This window comes from Streptomyces sp. NPDC008001, assembly GCF_042958085.1.
GTDB lineage: Bacteria > Actinomycetota > Actinomycetes > Streptomycetales > Streptomycetaceae > Streptomyces.
Genome location: NZ_JBIBIZ010000003.1, coordinates 120963 through 140652, shown reverse-complemented (window position 1 = coordinate 140652; position 19690 = coordinate 120963). Strand labels below are relative to the sequence as shown.

Genomic DNA, 19690 nt, shown 5'->3' with positions numbered 1-19690 from the left:
CCATGGCGGGCCCGCGCCCACGCGCGCGGGCCCGCCCCCACGTCTCCTTGCCATCCGTCCCGCTGACGCGCCCTGCCCGCGAAAGGCACCCCCCGTGACCACCACGCCCGACTCCACCCCACGGCCACGCACCAGCGCTGCCACGGCCCGGCACCGCACCCGCTTCTTCGACCACCGCGTCCCCTCGCTGTACCCGGGCCGGTACGAGATCGCCAACCGGCAGATTCTCCGGGACGTGGACGGCGCCGACCGCATCATCGACGCCGCCCCGCAGCCCTTCGAGGTGGTCCAGCCGCGCTTCTCGCTCCCGGCGGCCGCGGTCAACGCCCGCTTCCCCGTACCCGACGCCGTCGGCACGTACAGCCGGACGCTCCCCCACATCAACCTCGACGTCCCCGGGCTGCCGTGGAGCCGGCCGCTCGGCCCCGGGCACGACGCGGGTGTGCCGTGGACGGCGCTGCTGCTGTTCCGGGAGGGCGAACTCCCCGAGGACCGCGAGGCCCTGGGTCTCGTCACGGCCGGAACCGTACGGCAGCTGCTGGCCGGCGAGCTCGGGCCGGGCACCCCGCCCGCCCTGGCCCCGGACAGCCTGCCCGAGGGCGACCAGAAGCAGCACTGCGCAACCGTCCTCGTCCCCGCGGCGCTCTTCGACGCCGTCAAGCCGCTCCCGGAGGAGATGGGATACCTCGCCCACGTGCGCGAGGGCGGCCCGCCGGACGCCACCCTGTCCGGCAATGCCCCCGACAACGACCCCGAGCCGGACGAGCAGGAGCTCAACGCGGTCGTGGTCGCCAACCGCTTCCCCGCCGCGGCCGGCGGGCGGCACGTCGTCCACCTCGTCTCCCTCGAAGGCTTCGACGCGTACCTCGGCGCCCCCGCCCCCGGCGACGGCGTACGGCTGGTCTCGCTGACCTCCTGGACGTTCACCAGCGAGGCGGACTCCGGCACCGGCTTCGGCGACCTCGCGCAGCACCTGGCCACCGGCGACGGCAGCACGCCGCGCCCGGCCGCCGAACTGCGCCTGGCCGTCCCGGTCTCCGCACCGGTGAACCCGTCGGCGCACGAGCGCGAGGTCGTCGACCGGTTGGCGGGTGGCGGGGTGGCGCTGCCGCAGCGCCTGGAGACCGGCGAGCGGACTGTTGCCTTCCACCGTGGTCCGCTCACCGCCAGGCCCGCCCAGCAGCTCCCGGCGCCGGCCGCCACCCGCCTGGAGTCCCCCGGCGAGGCGCTCGTCTACCTGGAGTCGTACGGCGTCTTCGACACCGCGTACGCCGCCGCCTTCACCGCCGGGCGCACCCTGGCCCTGGCCGACGAAACCTTCCGCAGCACGCTGCTGGAGTTCCGCTCGTCCGCCCGCCGTGCGCTGCGCCGCCTCGCCGCGCGTCCTCAGGCAGCCATAGGCACATCGGCGGCCCGTCTGCTGACGGCGTCACCGGCCTTCGACGCGTTCGACCGGATGCTTCAGGACGGCGAGGGGGAACGTTTCGTCGCCGCCGTCGAGCAGTCGGGCCCACGGCTGCGCGCCGGGCAGCGGCGCGCGGACGGCCCCGCCCGGATCTCCACCGTCACCCCCCGCGCAACGCTGTCCGCGCCCGGGGTGGCCGATGTGTTGACGCAGGCCGCCGGGGAGCAGCTGGAGCCCGTACGCGCCTGGCTGGACCGGTTGCGGCTGCTGGAGATGCTCGCCTTCGAGCACCTGGTGCCGGACGCCCGGATGCTGCCACCGGAGAGCATCCGCTTCTCCTACGTCGACGCGGGGTGGGTGCGGGCGGCGGTGGACGGCGCGCTCAGCCTCGGCGTGGGTCACGCGCTCGACGCCGACCTCAACGCCCTGGCCACCGAGGGCGGCCCGGTGCCGGCCTGCGCGGTGCTGATCCGCTCCGACCTCGTACCGCACTGGCCGAACACCATCGTCACGGCGTACGCGGGCGGCTCCGTGGTCGAGCCGTTGCGTACGGCCGTCTACGGCACGGACGTCCAGCTCCTGCTCTACTCGGCCGTGATCGACCGCTTCGAGCTGGCGGAGCCGCCGCGCGGCCTGTGCTTCGGTGTCGGGGACGTCGGCACGATCGAGCTGCGCGAGATCAGCGGCGACCGCATCGGCCGGCCGAAGGGCGAGTTCCCGGACCCGGCCGGGTTCGGCCGTTTCCTGCGCCCCGGTGGGCGCGACGTCCTCAACGTCCACGGCCCGGGGGACGCGCTGGTACCGGCGCTGGCCGAGCCCCACGGCGTGCCGCACCTGTCGTCCGCCCAGTTCGCGCTCCAGATGATCAACGCGCCGCAGGTGCAGAACTTCACCCGGCCCTGACCAGCCCACGAACCGCTCCACCAACCGCTTCACCGAAAGGACCACCGGACCGTGTCCGTGGACAACACCCTGGTCGTGCCGGTCGAGGTCGCAGCCCTCGCCGTGAACCGGCAGACGCGCGACACCGGCAGCAGCCATGTCATCCACCGCTGGATCGCCAACTTCCGGAACGTCGGCCGGGGCGTCGCGCCCGAGCCGGCGCCCTTCAGCTCGCTGGAGGACTGGGCCGGCAGGGAGAGCCGCCTGGGCGTCTACCTCCAGTGGGAGCTGCCGGCCGCCCTCACCCGCGGCAGCCACGACGACGAAGAGGGCATCGGCGGCTTCCCGCTCGTCCCCAACCGCTGGCTCGTCGTCCGCCACCAGGACAGCGACCGCCGGCTGAAGGCGTGGGTCGTGGAGAGCGACTACCTCGACCCGACGGACGGCACCGTCTCCTTCCAGGACCCGCACAGCGACGAGCCGCGGGCCACCCTGATCGGCAAGTGCCACGAACTCACCGGTGCCTGGCAGGAACCGGAGGGGACGCGGGAGCCGTTCCTCACCGCGATCGGTCCGGGCCTGCTGACGTTCTCCGCCTTCCAGCCGTACAACACCAACGTCTTCTCCCTGCACGACCGCCTGGAGGGCGTGGCGGAGCGGGAGCGGCTGAGCTACTTCGTCGCCGGCTGGTACGCGCAGCCCGGCAGCGACATCCTCGCCGGCACCGAGGACCTCACCGGCCTGCTGGACCGCCTGGGCTGGACGAAGCCCGCCGGCTCCGGCAGCGGCATCCGCAGCTCCGTGTACTCCGGGACCGTGCTGGGGCTGGAGTGGGACCTGACCGGGCCCGTGCCCGAGTCCGGCTGCCCGCGCCGTGACGACGTCACCACCATCGTCTCCAACACCGTCAGCGAGGCGATGGCCGAGCTGGGCACGCGGGCGGGTGGTGCCGGTGCCTTCTCCGCCGAGGAGGCGGAGCTCTTCCGCGCCTTCCTCCTCGGGGGCGTCGACGGCCTGGAGGAACAGGACCGCCCAGAGGCTGCCCTCCTCACCGACCGGCGGGCCCACGACGCCGCCTTCGGACCCGTGGGCGGAGGCTACCGCTGGTTCGTCGGCGAACGCGGCGAGGAGCCCGGTGACCTGCCGACCGCGGCCCGGTTGTCCGCCCAGCGGCAGGCACGCGCGGCAGAGAAGACGACCGTCGCCGAGCTCAACCGCAGGCAGGTCGCCTTCGACGCCAAGGAAGCCGAGCTGGACGCCGCGCGCGAGCGGCTCTACCACTTGTGGTGGCTGTCCCGGCTGCGGAACCAGTCCGACGAGTTCCGGAACCGCATCGCCGACGAGCTCGACATGACCAACCCGGACGGTGCCGCAGGGCACGTCGTACGGCTGGCGCGCGAGCTGACCGAGCTGCGCGAGAACCTCCCCTGGGGGCGTACGCAGGAGGAGCTGGCCGCCGACATCGACGCGAAGTGCCCGGCCTACGGGGCCCGTGCCGCCCGCCGTCTGATCCGCGTACCGGCCCAGGAGTTCGAGTACGCCGCCGACCCGGTGCTCTCCCTGCAGGGGACCAACCTCCACGCCCCGCTCACCCGCGACACCCCGCTGCCGTGCCGCACGCCCGACCGACTGGTCACCCAAGCGTCAGGGGTCTCGACGGGCGACGTGGCCGAGGTCGCCCGGCAGGTGGACCTGACCGACCTGCCGCCTTGCTTCCCTGCCCTGCTCACCGAGTTCCTCATCCTGGACCGGGGGCTGAAGAGCGGTGCGATCCGGGACGTCACCGGCACCCTGCCCGAGTACGGCACCGAGCCCTGGCGCATGCCGTGGCAGCCGCTGTACCTGGTGTGGAAGGCGGAGTACGTTCCGCTGCCGTTCCACGAAGGGGGCACCACGCACTGGGACTTCATCGAGGGCGCCCGCTACCAGTGGCAGGGGGAGGGGCCCGTCGGCACGCCCCTGGTCGTCTCCGGCCGGCAGACCCTCGCCCCCACTGCCGGCCACCTCGTCGACGGCGCCCTCGCCGCGTACGCCCGCCTGCGCGGCCTGCCCGCCGACGCCCTGGGACACGTCCGCGCCCGTACGCGCGGCACCGACCTGCTCTCGCAGACCCTGGACGGCTTCGGCGCGGCCATCGCCCAGCGCCGGCCCGACGCCGGCCTCCAGCCCACCGGGGACATCGCCGAACTGATCGGCAACGGCGACTACTCGCCGCCCGACCCCGGCATCCTGCCCGGCGAGGGGGACGACGAGCCGGACTCCGTCTTCCAGCACCTGCGCGCCGGGCAGCTCGCGTTCCTCAACCTCGCCGTGGTCGACCGGTTCGGGCGCGCGGTCAACCTCATCGACAACCCGAACCACTTCCGCCCCGAGATGCCCCGCAGCATGCGCCCCGCGCACGCCGTCAGCGAGCACGACAGCGACCGCTTCGTCGAACTGGGCCCGCGCCTGCTCCAGCCGGCGCGGCTGCAGTTCGACTTCCTCTCGGCCCTTGCCGATGAAGACACGGACCTGACGCCGGGCACCAACCCGGTGTGCGCCTGGCTCCTCCACAACCGCCTCGACAGGTCCCTCGTCGTCCACGACCCCGACGGCTCGGCACTCGGTGAGCTGCGCGTCACGCTGGGGACCGACGGGCAGCGGGAAGTGTCCTGGTCGGCGCTGCCGGGCTCGGACCTATCCGACTTCGGACAGCTGCAGGACCGCTCGCCGCACGCGTACCGCCTGCTGAATGCGATCAAGACCCGCGGGCCGCGGGTGTTCGACGCGTTCCGCGCCACGCTCGACCGGACGCTGGAGACGATCGACCCGGAGGGCCCCGCCGACCCCGGCCCCGGTTTCCTCCTCGGCCGGCCGCTCGCCCTCGTCCGTACCCGGCTGACCATGGAACTGCGCGGACCGCTGCGTACGGACGTCAGCTGGCAGCACCTCTTCGCGGACGCCCCCGCGGAGGTGACCGGCTACCCCTGGGCGATCCGCCTGGGCGAGGCGGAGCAGACCGACGACGGCCTGGTCGGCTACGTCCTCGGGGACGACCACGACCACTTCGAGACGGTGACCGAACCGGCCGGCGACAGCGACGGCTACCTGCGCCCCATCGGCGACCGCCCGAGCCTGGCGCTGGACTTCGGTGACCACAACACCGCCGAGGCCACCCTCCTCCTGGACCCGCGTGCCGCCGTGCACGCGACCACCGACATCCTCGCCACCAAGCGGGTGTTCGTCCCCCAGGAGTTCACGGACCGGGCCGTCGCCCGCATGACGGTGAACTTCCGCACGGGCCCGCTGCTGGCCGCGACCACCGCACTGCGCGGTGCCGAGGGCGAGGAGGAGGAGACGGTGGTCATGCCGATGCCGGCCACCGCCACCGGCAGGTGGACGTGGACGGAGAAACGCGGGGAGGTCTGGAGCGAGTTGCCGATTCTCGCCCAGGACCCGTACGACCTGCCGCCGGCCGCCCCGGAGATCCGCTCGGGCTTCCTGACCCTGGGCAACTGACGCCCTCCCTACCGTCCCGAAGAAGCAAGGAACACACCATGGCCCTGGTCACCCACATCGGCTACGCGGACATGACGTCCGCCCAGCTGCCGCTGCTCTCGTTCGACATCACCACCAGCCCGGACCCGCTCAAGGCCTCGCCGGAGAACCCCGACGCGCCGCTGGAGACGGGGGAACTGCTCATCGTCGGATCGAGGCGCGGCGAGCCGGTGGACGTCGAATCGATCAGGGTGAAGGTGCCGGCAGGAACGGGGGCGTCGGACCTGGCGACCAACCTCGCTCAGGTCAACGCCCGGATCACCCTCGACGGCTGGAGCATGGTGGAGCGGGACGGGAACGAGTTCGTGTTCGAACCCACCGCCCCCCATACGAGGATCGACAGGAACACCGGATTCACCATTCAGCTGTCGCGGATCCCCATCAGCCGGAAGGTCGGCACCTCACTGATCGAAGTAACGGAGAGCTCCCGCGAGAACGGTGGCGCCTTCCGGGACCGGACGACGCAATTCAGCGTGGGCAAGTTCCCGCCGGACTTCTCCATGCGCAACTTCATCTGCGACCCGCTGATCATCGACAACGGCGGCGATGTGACTCTGACCTGGGAACGCTCGGCAAACGCCACGTACACGCTGCTGTACGGCGAATGCACCGACTGCGACGTCACCGACGTGACCAGGAAGGAAATCAACAACATCCGCTCCGACACGACGTTCTACCTGATCGGCACGGTGGGCACGGGCACGGAATCCGTCAAGCGGATCTTGTCCACCAGCGTCACGGTCCGCAAGCCGGACCTGGAGATCGGCAACCTCATTGTGCACGGGACGGTCACCGCCAAGGGCGACGTGACCGTGGAGGCCGGCAAGACGCTCAAGACCGCGAGCATCCAGCACCCGGCCACCGGAAACATCGCGATCGGCAGCACGCTCGCCCTCCAGGGCCAGGCGGGCGTCACCATTCCGCAGAGCGGCGGCCAGATCGTCGTGCACGGCGCCCTCACGGCCAAGGCCGCGCCTCAGGGCGGCCAGGGGGAACTGACGTCCCACACCACGCTCAGGGCGGACTCCCTGGCCGCCAGGAGTGACTCCGGGACGCTCAACGTGGAGACGAACCTCACGCTGGGAGGCGGAAAGGTCCTGCGGACGGACACCCTCGCCCCCAAAAGCACGGGGACGGTCACCGTGGAAGCGCACGTCACCCTGGGAGACGGACGAGTCCTGCGCGTCAACGAAGTGCGGGGCCGCACGGACGCGACCAGCATCGCCGCCAGATCACCCGTGGAGTTCAAGCAGCCGGTCACCGTCGAGCAGAACTTCAAACTGACCGGCACCTCGGAGATCGTCGGCAAGATCGACGCCTACTCCGTCGCGCGCGGGCGGTGTGCCACGCGCACGGCGAACACCTCCGGCCTGCTCGTCGCGCACGTGGATGCGAACTCCTCCGACGCCTCCGCCCGGATCGAGATCGACACCATGGGCTACCAGATCCGCACCAACGGCAACCACGCGGCCGGGCGCCCCGGCCGGGGCTGCGCGGCCTTCGCCATCCGCAAGGGCCAGAGTTTCACCGTCACCCATGTCAGCGACGGCGGGAAGAACACCAACACTGCCGTCTGGTACTACTGGATCCCCTTCGGCAGCGCGCACCTGCCCCAGTCCGGCATGAGCACCGGCGATGCCGACTCCCTCACCGCGCCCCTCGTGGCCATGGGCGACGCCACTCCGGAAGGTTCGGAAGAGACGGAAGAGAGGGCGGAACTGCCGGCACCGGCGCACGAGGCCTGACCGCTGCCACCGGCAGGGAGAGGGCGGCGATGCCGCCCTCTCCCGTGAGCGTGTCCATCAGCGCGCTCGCGGACGGCGGGGTGTTCGAACCACGTTAGGAAGTGGGCAAGCCATCTTCCCCGGCTCCACCTCCACTTGTTCTACTAACACGCGAACAAGTGGAGGTAGTCTCATGCCGCAATCACAGCCCTCGCCCGTCAGCGCTCGCCGCATCCTCGTCGCACTCATACCACCCGCGCTCGCCGCTGCCGCGGTCCTGGCGACATATCTGTCCTTCCGGGACCGGCTCCCCGACCGGATGGCCGTCCACATCGGAGGGGGAGGAAACGCCGACGGCTTCTCCGGGCAAGGATCCTTCCTCGCCACCGCATTGGGCGTCCTGGCCGGCGACGGCGTGCTCTTCGGCGCACTCGCCTACTGGATGCGCACGACTCCCGGCGTCCAGCGCGTCCTCGCCGTCGTCGGCGGCGCAATCGCGGTACTGACCGGATGGCTGATCACCGCCGTGCTGCTGGCCAACACCGACGTCACCGACGCCTCGTCCGTGACCATGCCCGGCACACAGGCCGTCCTCGCCTTCGCGGCAACGGCGGTCTACGCGGCCGTGGGCTGGCTGATCTGCGGCAGGGCCGAAGAGGCCGAGACCGTCTCAGGACCGGCCGCCGATGCAGCGCGCCTCACGCTCGGAGACTCCGAGACCGCCGGCTGGACCCGCGTCGCGGGATCCCGCGTGCTGCCCGTCACCGGTGTCCTGGTGGCGGCCGCCGGCGTCGTCGTCGGGTTCACGACCGGGTGGGTGCCCGCCCTGCCCCTCCTCGTCACCGGCCTCCCCATGGCCCTGCTGACGGGCGCCCGCGTCACCGCCGACCGGCGGGGCATCACCGTCACACCCTCCCTCACCCCCTGGCCCCGCCTCAACGTGCCGCTCGAGCGGATCGCCGAAGCGGGCCACCGCACCGTCAACCCCGTACGTGACTTCGGCGGCTGGGGCTACCGGGCCCGTCCCGGAGCCAGCGGCATCGTGCTGCGATCCGGCGACGCCATCTCCGCACGCCTGACGACCGGCAGCGAGTTCGTCGTCACCGTCGACGACGCCGCCACCGCCGCGGCCCTCCTCAACACCCTCGCCGAACGCGAACGCCGCACCGCCGCCGGAGGGTGACCGTGCTCTTCCGTATCGACCCCTCCTCGCCACTCCCACTCGGCGACCAGATTGCCGCCTGCGTCCGCGGCGCCATCGCCGACAGCACCGTACGTACCGGTGAGCGCCTGCCGTCCGCCCGCGACGTCGCCGCATCCCTCGGTGTCAACATGCACACGGTCCTCCGGGGTTACCAACGGCTGCGCGAGGAAGGGCTGCTCGAACTGCGCCGCAGCCGGGGCGCCGTCGTCGCCGCCGGCCGGAGCGCCGAGCGGGCCCGGCTCGCGGCCCAGGCCCGCCAGCTGGTCACCGGCGCCCGTGCGCTCGGGCTGAGCGACGAGGACGTGCTCGCCCTCATCAGGACCTTCCTGGCCGACGGAACCTGAACCTCCGCCGTTAGGAGGGGAGTTCCTCAACATCAAGATCACATAAGGAACCCTCGCCGGACGGTGACCTGACCCACCGGTAATGGAAACGTTCCGGTCCGAAGATCGCGAATCCCGCGGCAGGCGCCCTCCGCATCTGCCGCGGGATCGCCATGTCCCACATCCGAGGGGGAACCTCCATGAAGATCACCCGACGTGCCGCCGGCATCATCGCCGGTCTGACCGCCACCGCCGTCTGCGTCACCGGTGCCACGGCCGCCGCCGCACAGAGCGCGCCCGGCCACGCCTCCACCGTCAAGACCGCGGCCGCCAAGCCGGCCCCGACCGCCGCCGAGGACGGCAAGGCCGTCTTCAAGGGCCTGTTCTTCGGCCAGGGCAAGGTCGGCGCCGAGCTCGCCAAGAACCCGCTCTTCAGCGACATGCGCAAGGAACTTGCCAAGGGCGACGCCCAGGAATCCGCGCGCGTGGCCCTGATCGTCACCGACGCCGTCGACGTCAAGTACCCCGGCTTCTTCGCGTCCTTCGGCAAGAAGGCCCGCAGCGGCGACCCGCGCAAGGTCGAGGCGGCCATCAACGACGCGCAGAGCAAGCTGCTGTCGACGGTGAAGACGACGGACACCAAGGGTGCCGCCCAGGTCCCGCAGAACGGCCAGATGTGCGGCACGTTCGTCGCCGTCGCCGGCGCGGTCGTCCACATCGCCGCCGCCGTGACGGCCGCTGCCGCCGCGGTGACCGTGACCGTCGCGGTCGGCGCCAACTTCGTCAAGGCCAAGAACTGGTTCTGGAGCGTGGCGCCCAAGGACGACACCACGGCCCTGGGCCACGACGAGGCCGTCGCCACCGTGACGAAGATCCTCGAGACCGCCTGACCCGGGCGCGTCCCCGAAAGAACACACCCCTGACCGTGGGCCGGGCCACGCCGGCCGCCCGGCCCACGCACCAGCACCAGCACCAGCACCAGCACCAACACCAACACAGCCGAAACAACCGGGAAGACGACGTGATACCCGCCCACAGCACCGCAGGAGAACGCCCCGAACGGACATCAGGGATCCGCCGCCTCCGCCGGTCCCTCCGCTCAGCCGCACAAGGCCCCGCGCCTCGCCGCGTCCCCGTTTCCCGCCGCTCGGTGCTGGCCGTCGTCGTCGCCTGGAGCGTGGCCGTCCTCTACGTGGCGCAGGTGCACGTGCCCAAGAACGTGCTCTCCCTGCCCGGCCAGAAGCAGGTCCGCTCGACCGTCGCCGACGTCGCACCGCAGGGCTGGGCCTTCTTCACCAAGTCCCCCCGGGACGTGGAGGTCCTCCCCTACCGGCAGGGCGCCGACGACCGCTGGACCTCCGTGGCGCTGACACCGCACTCCAGCCCGCGCAACGCCTTCGGTCTCGACCGCGCCTCGCGCTCGCAGGGCATCGAGATCTCCCTTCTGCTCGACCTGGCGCAGAAGAAGGAGTGGAAGGAGTGCGAGGAGGCCGGCCTCGCCGATTGCGTGGCAAACGCCCGGCCGTCCCGGAAGGTGAAGAACCCCTCGCCCGAACCGACCGTCTGCGGGCGCGTCGCACTTGTCCAGGAAAAGCCCGTCCCTTGGGCCTGGCGCGATCTCGTCGACGAGCGCGTCACTCCCGAGCGCTACCTCGCCATGGATGTCACATGCTGAGCACCCCCGCGGGCCGCCGCACTCGCAGCATCCCCCTGCCCTGGGGCAACGCCTACGGTATCGCCCGGAGCCTGCTCGCCCTCGGCACCGCCGGCACTCTCGCCTTCAGCAGCTCGGCGACCCTCTTCCGGCCCGTCGTCACCATCGGCGAGTACCCGCTGTGCCAGGGCATGACGGCCGGCGGCGCCTTCTGCCTCGTGCCGCGCGGGCAGTTCGACGCGCTGCGCTGGCTGTGCGTCGCCGTCCTCCTGGTCGTGGCCTCCGGCTGGCGGCCGCGGTTCACCGCCCTCCCCCACGCCTACATCAGCTTCAGCGTCTTCTCGGGCATCGCCATCGGCGACGGCGGCGACCAGATCACCTGGATCCTCTCCCTGCTCCTGGCCCTCGTCGCACTCGGCGACGGACGGCACTGGCACTGGCGGACGCCTCGGGGCAGTGCGGGCGACGACGAGCCGGTGTCCCGCGCCACCCGCGGCTGGGCACTCCTCGGCACCAGCGCGTGGACCATCACCCGGCTCCAGATGGCCCTCCTGTACTTCCAGGCGAGCGTGGCCAAGCTTCCGCACACCGAGTGGGCCGACGGCAGCGCCATGTACTACTGGGCCAACAACTCCTCCTTCGGCTTCCCCGAGTGGATCCGGCCCCTCACCGACCTCGTCGTCTACTCCCCCGTCGGCATCGCCGCCCTCACCTGGCTGCCCATCGCCCTCGAACTCGCCCTCGCGGCCTCTCCACTGATGTCACAGCGCGCCCGCTGGGTGCTCCTGCCGCTCGGCATCGCCTTCCACCTCGGCATCGCCGTCCTGATGGGCCTGTGGAGCTTCGCCCTCGCCATGTGGGCCGGCCTCTTCCTCCTGCTCGGCCCCATCGGCCACCGCTTCCCGGCCCTGTCCACCAACCGTTCACGAAAGAAGCAGACCCCGTCATGCGCATCCGCATCACCCGGCGACGACTCACCCGCAACCCCGGAGCCGGTCCCGGCCTCGCTGTCCTCGCCTCGGCCGCTGGTCTCGTAGCCCTCGCCCAGCCGCCCGCCGCCGCGGCTGGTTCTCCGGCGGGCAAGGGCGTGCCCTGGTCCACCCACCACGGCACGGCCACCGCCTCCGGGACCCGGCGGACGGAGCGCGACGGCAGTGCCCTCTTCCCCGCCCTTGTCGTCCGCGGAGAGCTCAAGAACACCGGCACCGGGTGCTACTCCGTCTGGGTCCAGTGGACCTACGACTTCGCCGGCATGCCGCCGCGCAAGCACGTCACGCAGTGCGGCCCGGCCACGAAACCGGTCGACTACCGGCTGCCCTCCTACAGCCTCACCACCACTGGCTCGATCTTCGTCTGCAAGGGCGACAAGGACACCTCCGACTGCGGCCCCCGCGAGTCCCTGACGTCCTGGCCAGTCGGCACCCCGCGCACGGGCAGGCAGTGACATCACACTGAGTAGCCCCTCAGTCAGGCCGACGTATCGTCAGCAATGTCAGCATGGAGTCGGCATCAGTACCGCCGCACTCCCCTGCCGACCGCAAGAGACAGCCGAGATCAATTACGTCCCCCGGTGCCGCCGGCCTGTGCAAAGGCAGACCAGCAGCCTGACCACCCGTTACTGAAGGAGCCCCTCGTGAAAATGCTCATCAACGTTCCCGAGTCCGTCGTTCCCGATGCTCTTCGGGGGATGGCCGTTGCGCATCCGGAGCTGAACGTGGATGTCGAGGGGCGGGTCGTCGTGCGGCGGGATGCGCCTGTGGGTGGGAAGGTGGGGCTGGTGTCGGGGGGTGGGTCCGGGCATGAGCCGTTGCACGGGGGGTTCGTGGGGTACGGGATGCTTGATGCCGCGTGTCCCGGGGAGGTGTTCACCTCCCCCGTGCCCGATCAGATGGTGCGGGCCGCCGCTGCCGTGGACAGTGGCAATGGTGTGTTGTTCATCGTGAAGAACTACACGGGCGACGTCCTCAACTTCAACATGGCCGCCGAGCTGGCCGAGGACGAGGGCATCCAGGTGGCGAGCGTGCTCGTCAATGACGATGTCGCCGTCACCGACAGCCTGTACACCGCCGGCCGGCGCGGCACCGGGGCCACGCTCTTCGTGGAGAAGATCGCGGGGGCGGCGGCCGAGGAGGGGGCGCCGCTGGAGCGGGTGGAGGCGCTCGCGCGGCGGGTGAACGAGGCGTCGCGGAGCTTCGGTGTGGCGCTCGGCGCGTGCACGACGCCCGCCAAGGGCAGCCCGACGTTCGATCTGCCCGCCGGGGAGCTGGAGCTGGGCGTGGGGATCCACGGGGAGCCGGGGCGGGAGCGGCGCGCGATGATGACGGCCGGTGAGATCGCGGACTTCGCCGTGGACGCGGTCCTGGCCGAGCTTCCTCCGGGCGGGCCGGTGCTGGCGCTGGTGAACGGCGCGGGCGGGACGCCGCTGCTGGAGCTGTACGGGTTCACGGGCGAGGTGCACCGGGTGCTGCGCGAGCGGGGCGTGCCGGTCGCGCGGACGCTCGTGGGCAACTACGTCACCTCCCTCGACATGGCCGGTGCCTCGGTCACGCTGTGCCGGGCGGACGAGGAGTTCCTGCGGCTGTGGGACGCGCCCGTGCAGACCGCGGCGCTGCGCTGGGGGCGGTGACCCGCCCTTCACCGTCAGCAAAGGGTCCCTCAGGAGCCGCACCGCGACCGGCTCACCGTCGCGGCACCGATCCCAGCCACAGCGTGTCCCTCGCCCGCGTCATCGCGACGAAGAGCTGGCTGCGGTGGAGTTCGCGGCGCTCGCGGACGACGCCGTCGTCGGTGCCGTTGCCCGCCCGGGCCACGGCCGGGGCGTCGTGGCCGGGCAGGTACACGTGTTTGAACTCCAGCCCCTTTGCGCGGTGGTAGCTACCGAGCTTCACGCCGGGCACGGGGTGACCGTCGTACTGCTCCAGGGTGATCGCGGGAATGCCGGCCCGGGTGAGCAGTTGCCGGTAGCGTTCGCACTCGGCCCGGGTGCGGCAGAGCACCGCCGAGTCGGGCCACGCCGCGGGGCCCAGGTCGTGCAGGGCGGCGAGGAGGGCATCGTCGTGTTCGGCCCGGGTCGGCGCGGTGCACCTGGTGACCCGGCCGTCACCGTAGACGAGGTCGACGTCGCGGCGCCCGGCCGTGGGGGTGCCGTCGATGTCGTCGAAGGAGTCGTCTGCGACGACGGCGAGGGCGGCGTCGAGGATCTCCTTGGCGTTGCGGTAGTTCTTGCGCAGCACCTGTCCGCGGCCGCGGACGTCGATGCCCGCGTCGGAGAGGCGGAATCCGCCCGGGTACACGGCCTGCTGGCCGTCCCCGACGAGCAGCAGGCCGTTGCGCGCGTCGCCGACGAGCGCGTGGAGCAGGCGCACGCCGACGAAGGTGAGGTCCTGCACCTCGTCGACGACGACCGAGGTGTACGGGGTGGCGCCGGGGTGCGCGAGGGCCTCGTCGAGGGCGAGGGAGAGGATGTCGTTGAAGTCGTGCACGCCCGCGCCGGTGCGCTTGCGCTCGTACTCCTCGTACAGCGCCCACACGGCTTCGCGGTGGGGGCGGCGCAGGTTGGTGCGGCGGCGCCAGCGCCGCAGGAGGGCGTACTCCTCGAAGGTCGTGATCCCCCGGCCTTTGATGACGCAGTCGATCTCCTCGTTCCAGTATCCGGGGACCGGGTCGAGGGTTTCGAGGATCGTGCCCCGGCCGTGGCTCTTCCAGGCCATGCTGAAGGCGTTCCCGGCCTTGCTGGAGTCCAGCCTGCTCTCGATGCCGCGGTAGCGGAGGAACTGGCCCGCCCAGGCGTGCAGGCTGTTGAAGTCGACCCGGTCGGCGACCGCCGGGGCCATCGTCCTGAGGAACGTGCTCTGCACGCGGGGCAGGTTGTTCGCGAAGGTGACGTAGAGGATCCGGCCGGACGTGCGTGAGGCGAGGTAGGCGGCGCGGTGCAGGGCGACGACGGTCTTGCCGGTGCCCGCCGGGCCGCTGACGCGCGCCGGGCCGGACCAGGTGCGGCGCACGAGGGCGAGCTGATCGGGGTGGAGGAACGTCATCCACTGTTCGATCGGGGCGCTGCGGGCGGCTTCCACGGCCGCGTTCCGTATGCCTTCGACGTCGAACAGCGCGTCGTCGGGCCCGGGCGCGGGCGGAGCCGGCGGCGCGGCCGGTCCGGTGCGGGCCGAAGTGTCCTCGTAGTCGCGGAACACCTGTTCCAAGTGGTCGGCGACGGCCTTCACCTCGAACGGGCGCAGCCGGACCCGCTCGGCGATGAGCGCCGGCGTCACTTCGCGCTCCCCCAGCAGCCGTACGGTGCCGAGCCGGGCGCTCACCGACCGGCCGGCGAAGACCATCAGCGGCTGGACGGCCACGGGCGACAGGTTCCGTGCGGAGACGGCGTTCTCCGCGAGCTCGGTCACCTTGAGCAGCTTTTCGACCTCGCGGTCGTACGTGCGCCCGCCGGCCGTCAGGTGTCCGCCGGCCGCTTCGGGGGCGTGCCGCCAGTTCTTGACGTCGATGACGAAGACGCCCCCGGGGCCGACGAGCAGCATGTCGACGTTGGCCGAGCGGGTGCCGGGCCATCGCCGGTCGAGCAGCAGCCGCCACCCGCGCCGGGTGAGGACTTGCAGCTTCGCGGCGACCTTGCGTTCGCCCTCGCTCGCCGCTTCCCAGTTGCGCACCTCCCACTGGGCCACCCTGAGTTGCTCGCGCAGCTCACGCTCGTGCCGCCGGGCCTCCTGCGCCCGCTTCCACGCCGATCCCCCCGCACCCATGACCGCCCCGTCCCTCCCCGACCGCCCCCGGACGTAAAGTGATGATCATATAACGGAGGGGCGTGAGGGTGGGTCGGTTCACCGCAGCTATTTGACGTCCACCGCAGCTATTTGACGTTGACCGCTGCCCACGCCGCGGCGACCGTCGCGTACTCCCTGCCGCCCGTGCCGTAGAGCTCGGCCGCGGCCCGCAGGGTCGCACGGCGGGCCGCCGCGTAGTCGGTGTTCGAGGTCATGTGGGCGGTGAGCGCGCGGTACCAGATCTTCTCGGCGGCGTGCAGGCCGATGCCGGTGACGGGCCTGCCGTCGTACGTGGGGCTGTCGTAGTGGACGCCGTTGATGTCCTTGCGGCCGCTGCCCTCGGCGAGCAGGTAGAAGAAGTGGTTGGCCGGGCCGTCGGCGTAGTGGACGTCCGTGGTGCCGATGCCCACGTACCAGTAGTCCTTGGAGACCCCGTCCTTGGAGGGCTTGTCCATCCAGCCGCGCGCGGTGGTCCCGTTGATGCCGGTCCGCTCGCCGATGAGGTAGTCGCCGGGGTCGGCCGCGTTGTGTGCGGAGAACTCGGCGGCCGCGGCGAAGATCGTGCTGGTCGCCTCGTTGAGCGCGCCCGGCTCGCCGCTGAACCCCAGGCCGGCCGTGGCCGCTGTGACGCCGTGGGTCATTTCGTGCGCGCCGTTCTCGATGGTGACGGGCGGCTGCCCGTCGCCGGGGGAGCCGTCGCCGTACGTCATGCAGCCGGTGAGGGCGTCCCAGAAGGGGCTGACGTACTGGTTGCCGTAGTGGACGCGGCTGCAGCCGCCGCGGCCGTCCCCCTGGATGCCTTTGCGGCCGTGGGTGCGCAGGTAGTAGTCCCAGACGACGGCGGCGACGTAGTGGGCGGCGACACCGGCGGTCTGCCGGCCGCCCTCGCACCAGACGTTGTCGTCGTCGGTGAAGAGGGTGCCGTTGCCGGAGGTCCCGCCGTTCAGGTCGTACGTCTTGTGGTTGCCGCGCCCCGCGTCGTTGAGCTCGTAGCGCCCGGTGGTGGGGTTGTACGTGGTGCCGAGGGTGACCTCGCCCACGGTGGGGCCGCCGCAGCCGGTGCCGGTGGCCGGTTCGCCGGCGCGGACTGCGGCACCGGCGGGTCGGGGGCCCGCGGGATGGGTGCCCGCCGTGCCCGGCTGCAGGCCGGCGAGGAGGAGGGCGGCGGCCGGCACGGCGAGGGCGGCGCTCATGCGATGCATGGAACGAGGGTGCCACCAACAAGCGCTTCTTGTCAGGGGCTTGACAAGCGACTCCGTCACTCAGTCCGGCCCCGCCGGCGTGTGCCGCAGATAAGCCAGCACCGCGCTCACCCGCCGGTGCAGTTGCGGTATTTCCGCGAGCCCCAGCTTGGCGAAGGTGGAGTTGACGTGTTTCTCGATGGTCGACTCCGACAGCCGCAGGGACTCCGCGATGGCCCGGTTGGTCTTGCCCTCCGCCATGTGCCGCAGGACGTCGAGCTCCCTGCGGGTGAGCCGGGACAGCGGCGCGTCGGCGGCGCGGGCGTGGCTGCCCATCAGCACCTCCACGATGCGCGGGTCGACGACGGAGCGGCCGGCGACGACCTCGCGCAGGGCGCGCAGCAGTTCGTCGACCTCGCCGATGCGCTCCTTCAGGAGGTAGGCGAGGCCGTCGGTGCCGCGCCGGAAGAGGTCGAAGGCGTAGTTCTCGTTGGCGTGCTGCGAGAGCACGACGACGCCGATGCCGGGGTGGCCGGCGCGGATGGCGTGGGCGGCGGCGATGCCCTCGGTGTGGTGGCCGGGCGGCATGCGGATGTCCGCGATGACGACGTCCGGCCGGAGCCGTTCGACGGCGACGATGAGCTCGTCGGCCGTGCCCACCGCCGCGACGACGTCGGCCTGGCCGGTGTCCTCCAGCAGCCGGCGGGTGCCCTCGCGCACCAGGTAGTGGTCCTCGGCGATGACGACGCGCAGGGCGCGCGGGGCGTCAGGCACGGGTCTCCTCCCTCACTCGCTCCAGGAGCCGGGCGCGGATCACGGTGCCGGTGCCGGCGCCGCTGGTGATGGTGAGCTCGCCGCCCACCGCCTCGATGCGGTCGCGCATGCCGGTGAGGCCGGAGCCGCTGGTGGTCTCGGTGGGGAATCCGCTGCCGTCGTCGTGCACCTCGACCAGGAGCCGGCCGTCGTCGCGGGCCATGCGGATGGTGACGTGGGTGGCGGCGGCGTGCTTGAGCACGTTGGTGAGGGCTTCGGAGACGAGGTAGAACGCGGACTCCTCGACGTCGAGGGCGAACCGCACCCCGCTCAGCGACTCCGCGCTGTGGACGGTGACGGGGACGGGCAGGCGGCGGGCGCAGGAGGTGACGGCGGCCACGAGCCCCTGGTCGGTGAGGATCGGCGGGTGGATGCCGTGGGCGAGCTCGCGCAGCTCGTCGATGACGCGGTAGGCGTCGTCCTGCATCTCGGTCAGGGCGGCGTCGATGTCGCCGCCGCGGCGCAGGCAGCTGCGGGCGAGGGCGAGTTTGGCGACGAGGGCGACGAGCTCCTGCTGGATGCCGTCGTGGAGGCGGCGTTCGATGCGGCGGCGCTCGGTGTCCTGGGCGTGGACGATGCGGGCGCGGGAGGCGTCGAGCTCGGCGGCCTGGCGCTGCACCTCCTGCACGCGGGCGCCGAGCTCGGCCGTGAGGCGGACGTTGTGCACGGCGAGGGCGGCCGAGCGGGCCAGGGTCTCGCCGATGTCGTGGTCCTCGGGGGTGCAGCGGCCCTCGGCCTTGGGCCCGTACTCGATGATGCCCAGCAGGTCCTCCCCGTAGAGGAGGGGAAACTCCCCGAGGGGCTCGCCGGGCGCGTCGGCGCCGGCGGGCCGCGCGCCCGCCTCCGCCACGGAGACGGGCAGGCCGTTGCCGCCGAGCCGTACGCACACCCATTGCAGGCTCAGGCCCTCCTGCAGGCCGGTCGCGAGCTGGGGGGCGAGCCGGTCGAGGTCGTAGGCGTGCTCCAGGGTGGTGCCGAACTGGACGAGCAGTTCGAACCTGCTGAGGCGTTTGCCGAAGACGCGGCGTTCGGCGAGGGCGTTGAGCCGGGTGCGCAGCGGCTGGAAGAGGGCCGTGGCGACGACGGCGACGAGCAGGGACAGCCCGACCGGGAAGTACTGGCCCGCGGTGAGGCCGAGGGTCAGCGCCATGCCCAGGTACCAGCTGTTGATGATGAGCCACAGCGATCCGTAGACGGCGGAGCGGCGGATGACGAGGTCGACGCCGAGGAGCCGGTGGCGGAAGGCGGCGTAGACGATGACGAGGGAGATCGTCACGTACGGCAGGGCGCCCAGGAGGGCGCCGGCGAAGTAGAGCACGCCCTGCTCGCCCTGCCAGGTGCGGAAGAGGCGGGAGGCGGCGCGGGCGAGGAGGACGGCCGCACCGGGCGCGGCGAAGGGCAGGAGGGCGGCGATGTCAGGCCGGCCGGCCGCGGGGGCGCGCAGGCAGCGCAGGACGAGGAGGAGGGCGCCGAGGCCCGGCATCCACGCCTCGGGGTAGTAGAAGACGATGTAGTGGACGGTGAGCTCGGTCGTCCCGGTCAGGGGCAGCAGGAGGGGCAGCGCCAGCAGGCCCCACAGTGCGCGGAGGACGAGGCGCTCGTACGGGAACGCGTACCGGCCGTCGGGCAGCAGGGCGAGCAGCCGGACGACCAGGACGCTCACGGTCAGGTCGCAGACCTGGCTGGCGATCTGGAGGCCGAAGTCCGCCGGCAGGTGCAGGGCGTGGGGTGTCGGGCGGAGGTTCCAGTCGAAGGCCCGGATCAGCAGGCTGACGCTGTAGCGGATCGCAATGGTCACCGAAAGCCAAGTGCCGATCAGAAGGAGGCGTTTTGCGACCGGACTCGACGGCGCGTGCCACCAAGTGAACAAACCGGCGAAATAGCACGGGAGAACGGAACCCAGGATCCACGGCAGCGTATACCTGTTCTGCAACTGGGTGGTCCCGATGAGCGTTGCCCAGAGCATGCACAGTCCGCCGCACACCGCGACGATGTGCATCCCCCGGTTTCTGGCTGCTGCCATAAGGGACATTATCGCGGGCCGCCGCCGAGGCCGTCCAGAGAGGTAATCCACCGTCGCCGGTGGCGGAGAACCTCCATACGGATCGGGGGTTGCCCGGGTGCCCCGGAAAGGCTTGCGGCTGCAGACTCATGACATCGCATCAGGGAAGTCGAACGGTTTCGACTGCGGT

The 19690-nt window shown here is 71.8% G+C and carries 13 protein-coding genes and 1 pseudogene; 10 read left to right on the top strand and 4 right to left on the bottom strand.

Features of this window, described 5'->3' with window-relative positions:
- The first annotated feature begins 94 nt into the window (after window positions 1–94).
- The 10 genes from ACFZCD_RS09040 to dhaK all read left to right on the top strand — a co-directional run bounded on the left by ACFZCD_RS09040 (window position 95) and on the right by dhaK (window position 13355).
- Window positions 95–2308, top strand: a complete 2214-nt coding sequence (locus tag ACFZCD_RS09040; protein ID WP_391829137.1) for a hypothetical protein — start codon at window positions 95–97, stop codon at window positions 2306–2308.
- A 51-nt stretch (window positions 2309–2359) separates the two neighbouring features.
- A complete protein-coding gene (locus ACFZCD_RS09035) occupies window positions 2360–5785 on the top strand; it encodes a hypothetical protein (protein WP_391829136.1) in 3426 nt (1141 codons plus the stop codon).
- 38 nt (window positions 5786–5823) lie between these two features.
- Window positions 5824–7569: a hypothetical protein gene (locus tag ACFZCD_RS09030; RefSeq protein ID WP_391829135.1), complete on the top strand. Its 1746-nt coding sequence runs from the start codon at window positions 5824–5826 to the stop codon at window positions 7567–7569.
- A gap of 172 nt (window positions 7570–7741) precedes the next feature.
- Entirely contained in the window at window positions 7742–8731 is a 990-nt protein-coding gene (locus ACFZCD_RS09025; RefSeq protein ID WP_391829134.1) for a DUF1648 domain-containing protein, read from the top strand.
- 2 nt (window positions 8732–8733) lie between these two features.
- Complete coding sequence (locus ACFZCD_RS09020) at window positions 8734–9096, top strand: GntR family transcriptional regulator (RefSeq protein WP_391829133.1); 363 nt, start codon at window positions 8734–8736, stop codon at window positions 9094–9096.
- A 179-nt stretch (window positions 9097–9275) separates the two neighbouring features.
- Window positions 9276–9965 carry a hypothetical protein gene (locus tag ACFZCD_RS09015; protein ID WP_391829132.1) on the top strand — a complete coding sequence of 230 codons (690 nt, stop codon included), beginning with the start codon at window positions 9276–9278 and terminating at the stop codon, window positions 9963–9965.
- 260 nt (window positions 9966–10225) lie between these two features.
- On the top strand, window positions 10226–10750 hold the full coding sequence (locus tag ACFZCD_RS09010) for an SdpA family antimicrobial peptide system protein (RefSeq protein ID WP_391829131.1): 525 nt from the start codon (window positions 10226–10228) through the stop codon (window positions 10748–10750).
- Complete coding sequence (locus tag ACFZCD_RS09005) at window positions 10744–11766, top strand: sporulation-delaying protein SdpB family protein (RefSeq protein ID WP_391829130.1); 1023 nt, start codon at window positions 10744–10746, stop codon at window positions 11764–11766. Before ACFZCD_RS09010 ends, ACFZCD_RS09005 begins: the two co-directional genes overlap by 7 nt.
- The gene (locus ACFZCD_RS09000) at window positions 11676–12173 is read left to right on the top strand and encodes a hypothetical protein (protein ID WP_391829635.1); all 498 of its coding nucleotides are present in this window, start codon (window positions 11676–11678) and stop codon (window positions 12171–12173) included. The genes ACFZCD_RS09005 and ACFZCD_RS09000 overlap by 91 nt, the downstream gene beginning before the upstream one ends.
- A gap of 189 nt (window positions 12174–12362) precedes the next feature.
- Window positions 12363–13355 (top strand): dihydroxyacetone kinase subunit DhaK, encoded by a 993-nt coding sequence (dhaK, locus tag ACFZCD_RS08995; protein WP_391829129.1) that lies wholly within the window; start codon window positions 12363–12365, stop codon window positions 13353–13355.
- A gap of 52 nt (window positions 13356–13407) precedes the next feature.
- On the opposite strand, the gene ACFZCD_RS08990 is transcribed toward dhaK, so the two are convergent.
- From ACFZCD_RS08990 to ACFZCD_RS08975, 4 genes and pseudogenes are all read right to left on the bottom strand, one after another.
- Complete coding sequence (locus ACFZCD_RS08990; RefSeq protein WP_391829128.1) at window positions 13408–15483, bottom strand: UvrD-helicase domain-containing protein; 2076 nt, start codon at window positions 15481–15483, stop codon at window positions 13408–13410.
- Between the two features lie 107 nt (window positions 15484–15590).
- A pseudogene (locus ACFZCD_RS08985) lies at window positions 15591–16571 on the bottom strand (M4 family metallopeptidase); the annotation flags it as partial.
- A 195-nt stretch (window positions 16572–16766) separates the two neighbouring features.
- Window positions 16767–17459 carry a response regulator gene (locus ACFZCD_RS08980; RefSeq protein WP_391829127.1) on the bottom strand — a complete coding sequence of 231 codons (693 nt, stop codon included), beginning with the start codon at window positions 17457–17459 and terminating at the stop codon, window positions 16767–16769.
- Window positions 17452–19296: a sensor histidine kinase gene (locus ACFZCD_RS08975; protein ID WP_391829126.1), complete on the bottom strand. Its 1845-nt coding sequence runs from the start codon at window positions 19294–19296 to the stop codon at window positions 17452–17454. The genes ACFZCD_RS08980 and ACFZCD_RS08975 overlap by 8 nt, the downstream gene beginning before the upstream one ends.
- Between the last annotated feature and the right edge of the window lie 394 nt (window positions 19297–19690).

Coding starts and splice junctions, on each gene's coding strand:
- ACFZCD_RS09030 (WP_391829135.1), top strand. CDS start 5,824: ATGGCCCTGGTCACCCACATCGGCTACGCGGACATGACGTCCGCCCAG.
- ACFZCD_RS09025 (WP_391829134.1), top strand. CDS start 7,742: ATGCCGCAATCACAGCCCTCGCCCGTCAGCGCTCGCCGCATCCTCGTC.
- ACFZCD_RS09015 (WP_391829132.1), top strand. CDS start 9,276: ATGAAGATCACCCGACGTGCCGCCGGCATCATCGCCGGTCTGACCGCC.
- ACFZCD_RS09005 (WP_391829130.1), top strand. CDS start 10,744: ATGCTGAGCACCCCCGCGGGCCGCCGCACTCGCAGCATCCCCCTGCCC.
- ACFZCD_RS09000 (WP_391829635.1), top strand. CDS start 11,676: ATGCGCATCCGCATCACCCGGCGACGACTCACCCGCAACCCCGGAGCC.
- ACFZCD_RS08990 (WP_391829128.1), bottom strand. CDS start 15,483: ATGGGTGCGGGGGGATCGGCGTGGAAGCGGGCGCAGGAGGCCCGGCGG.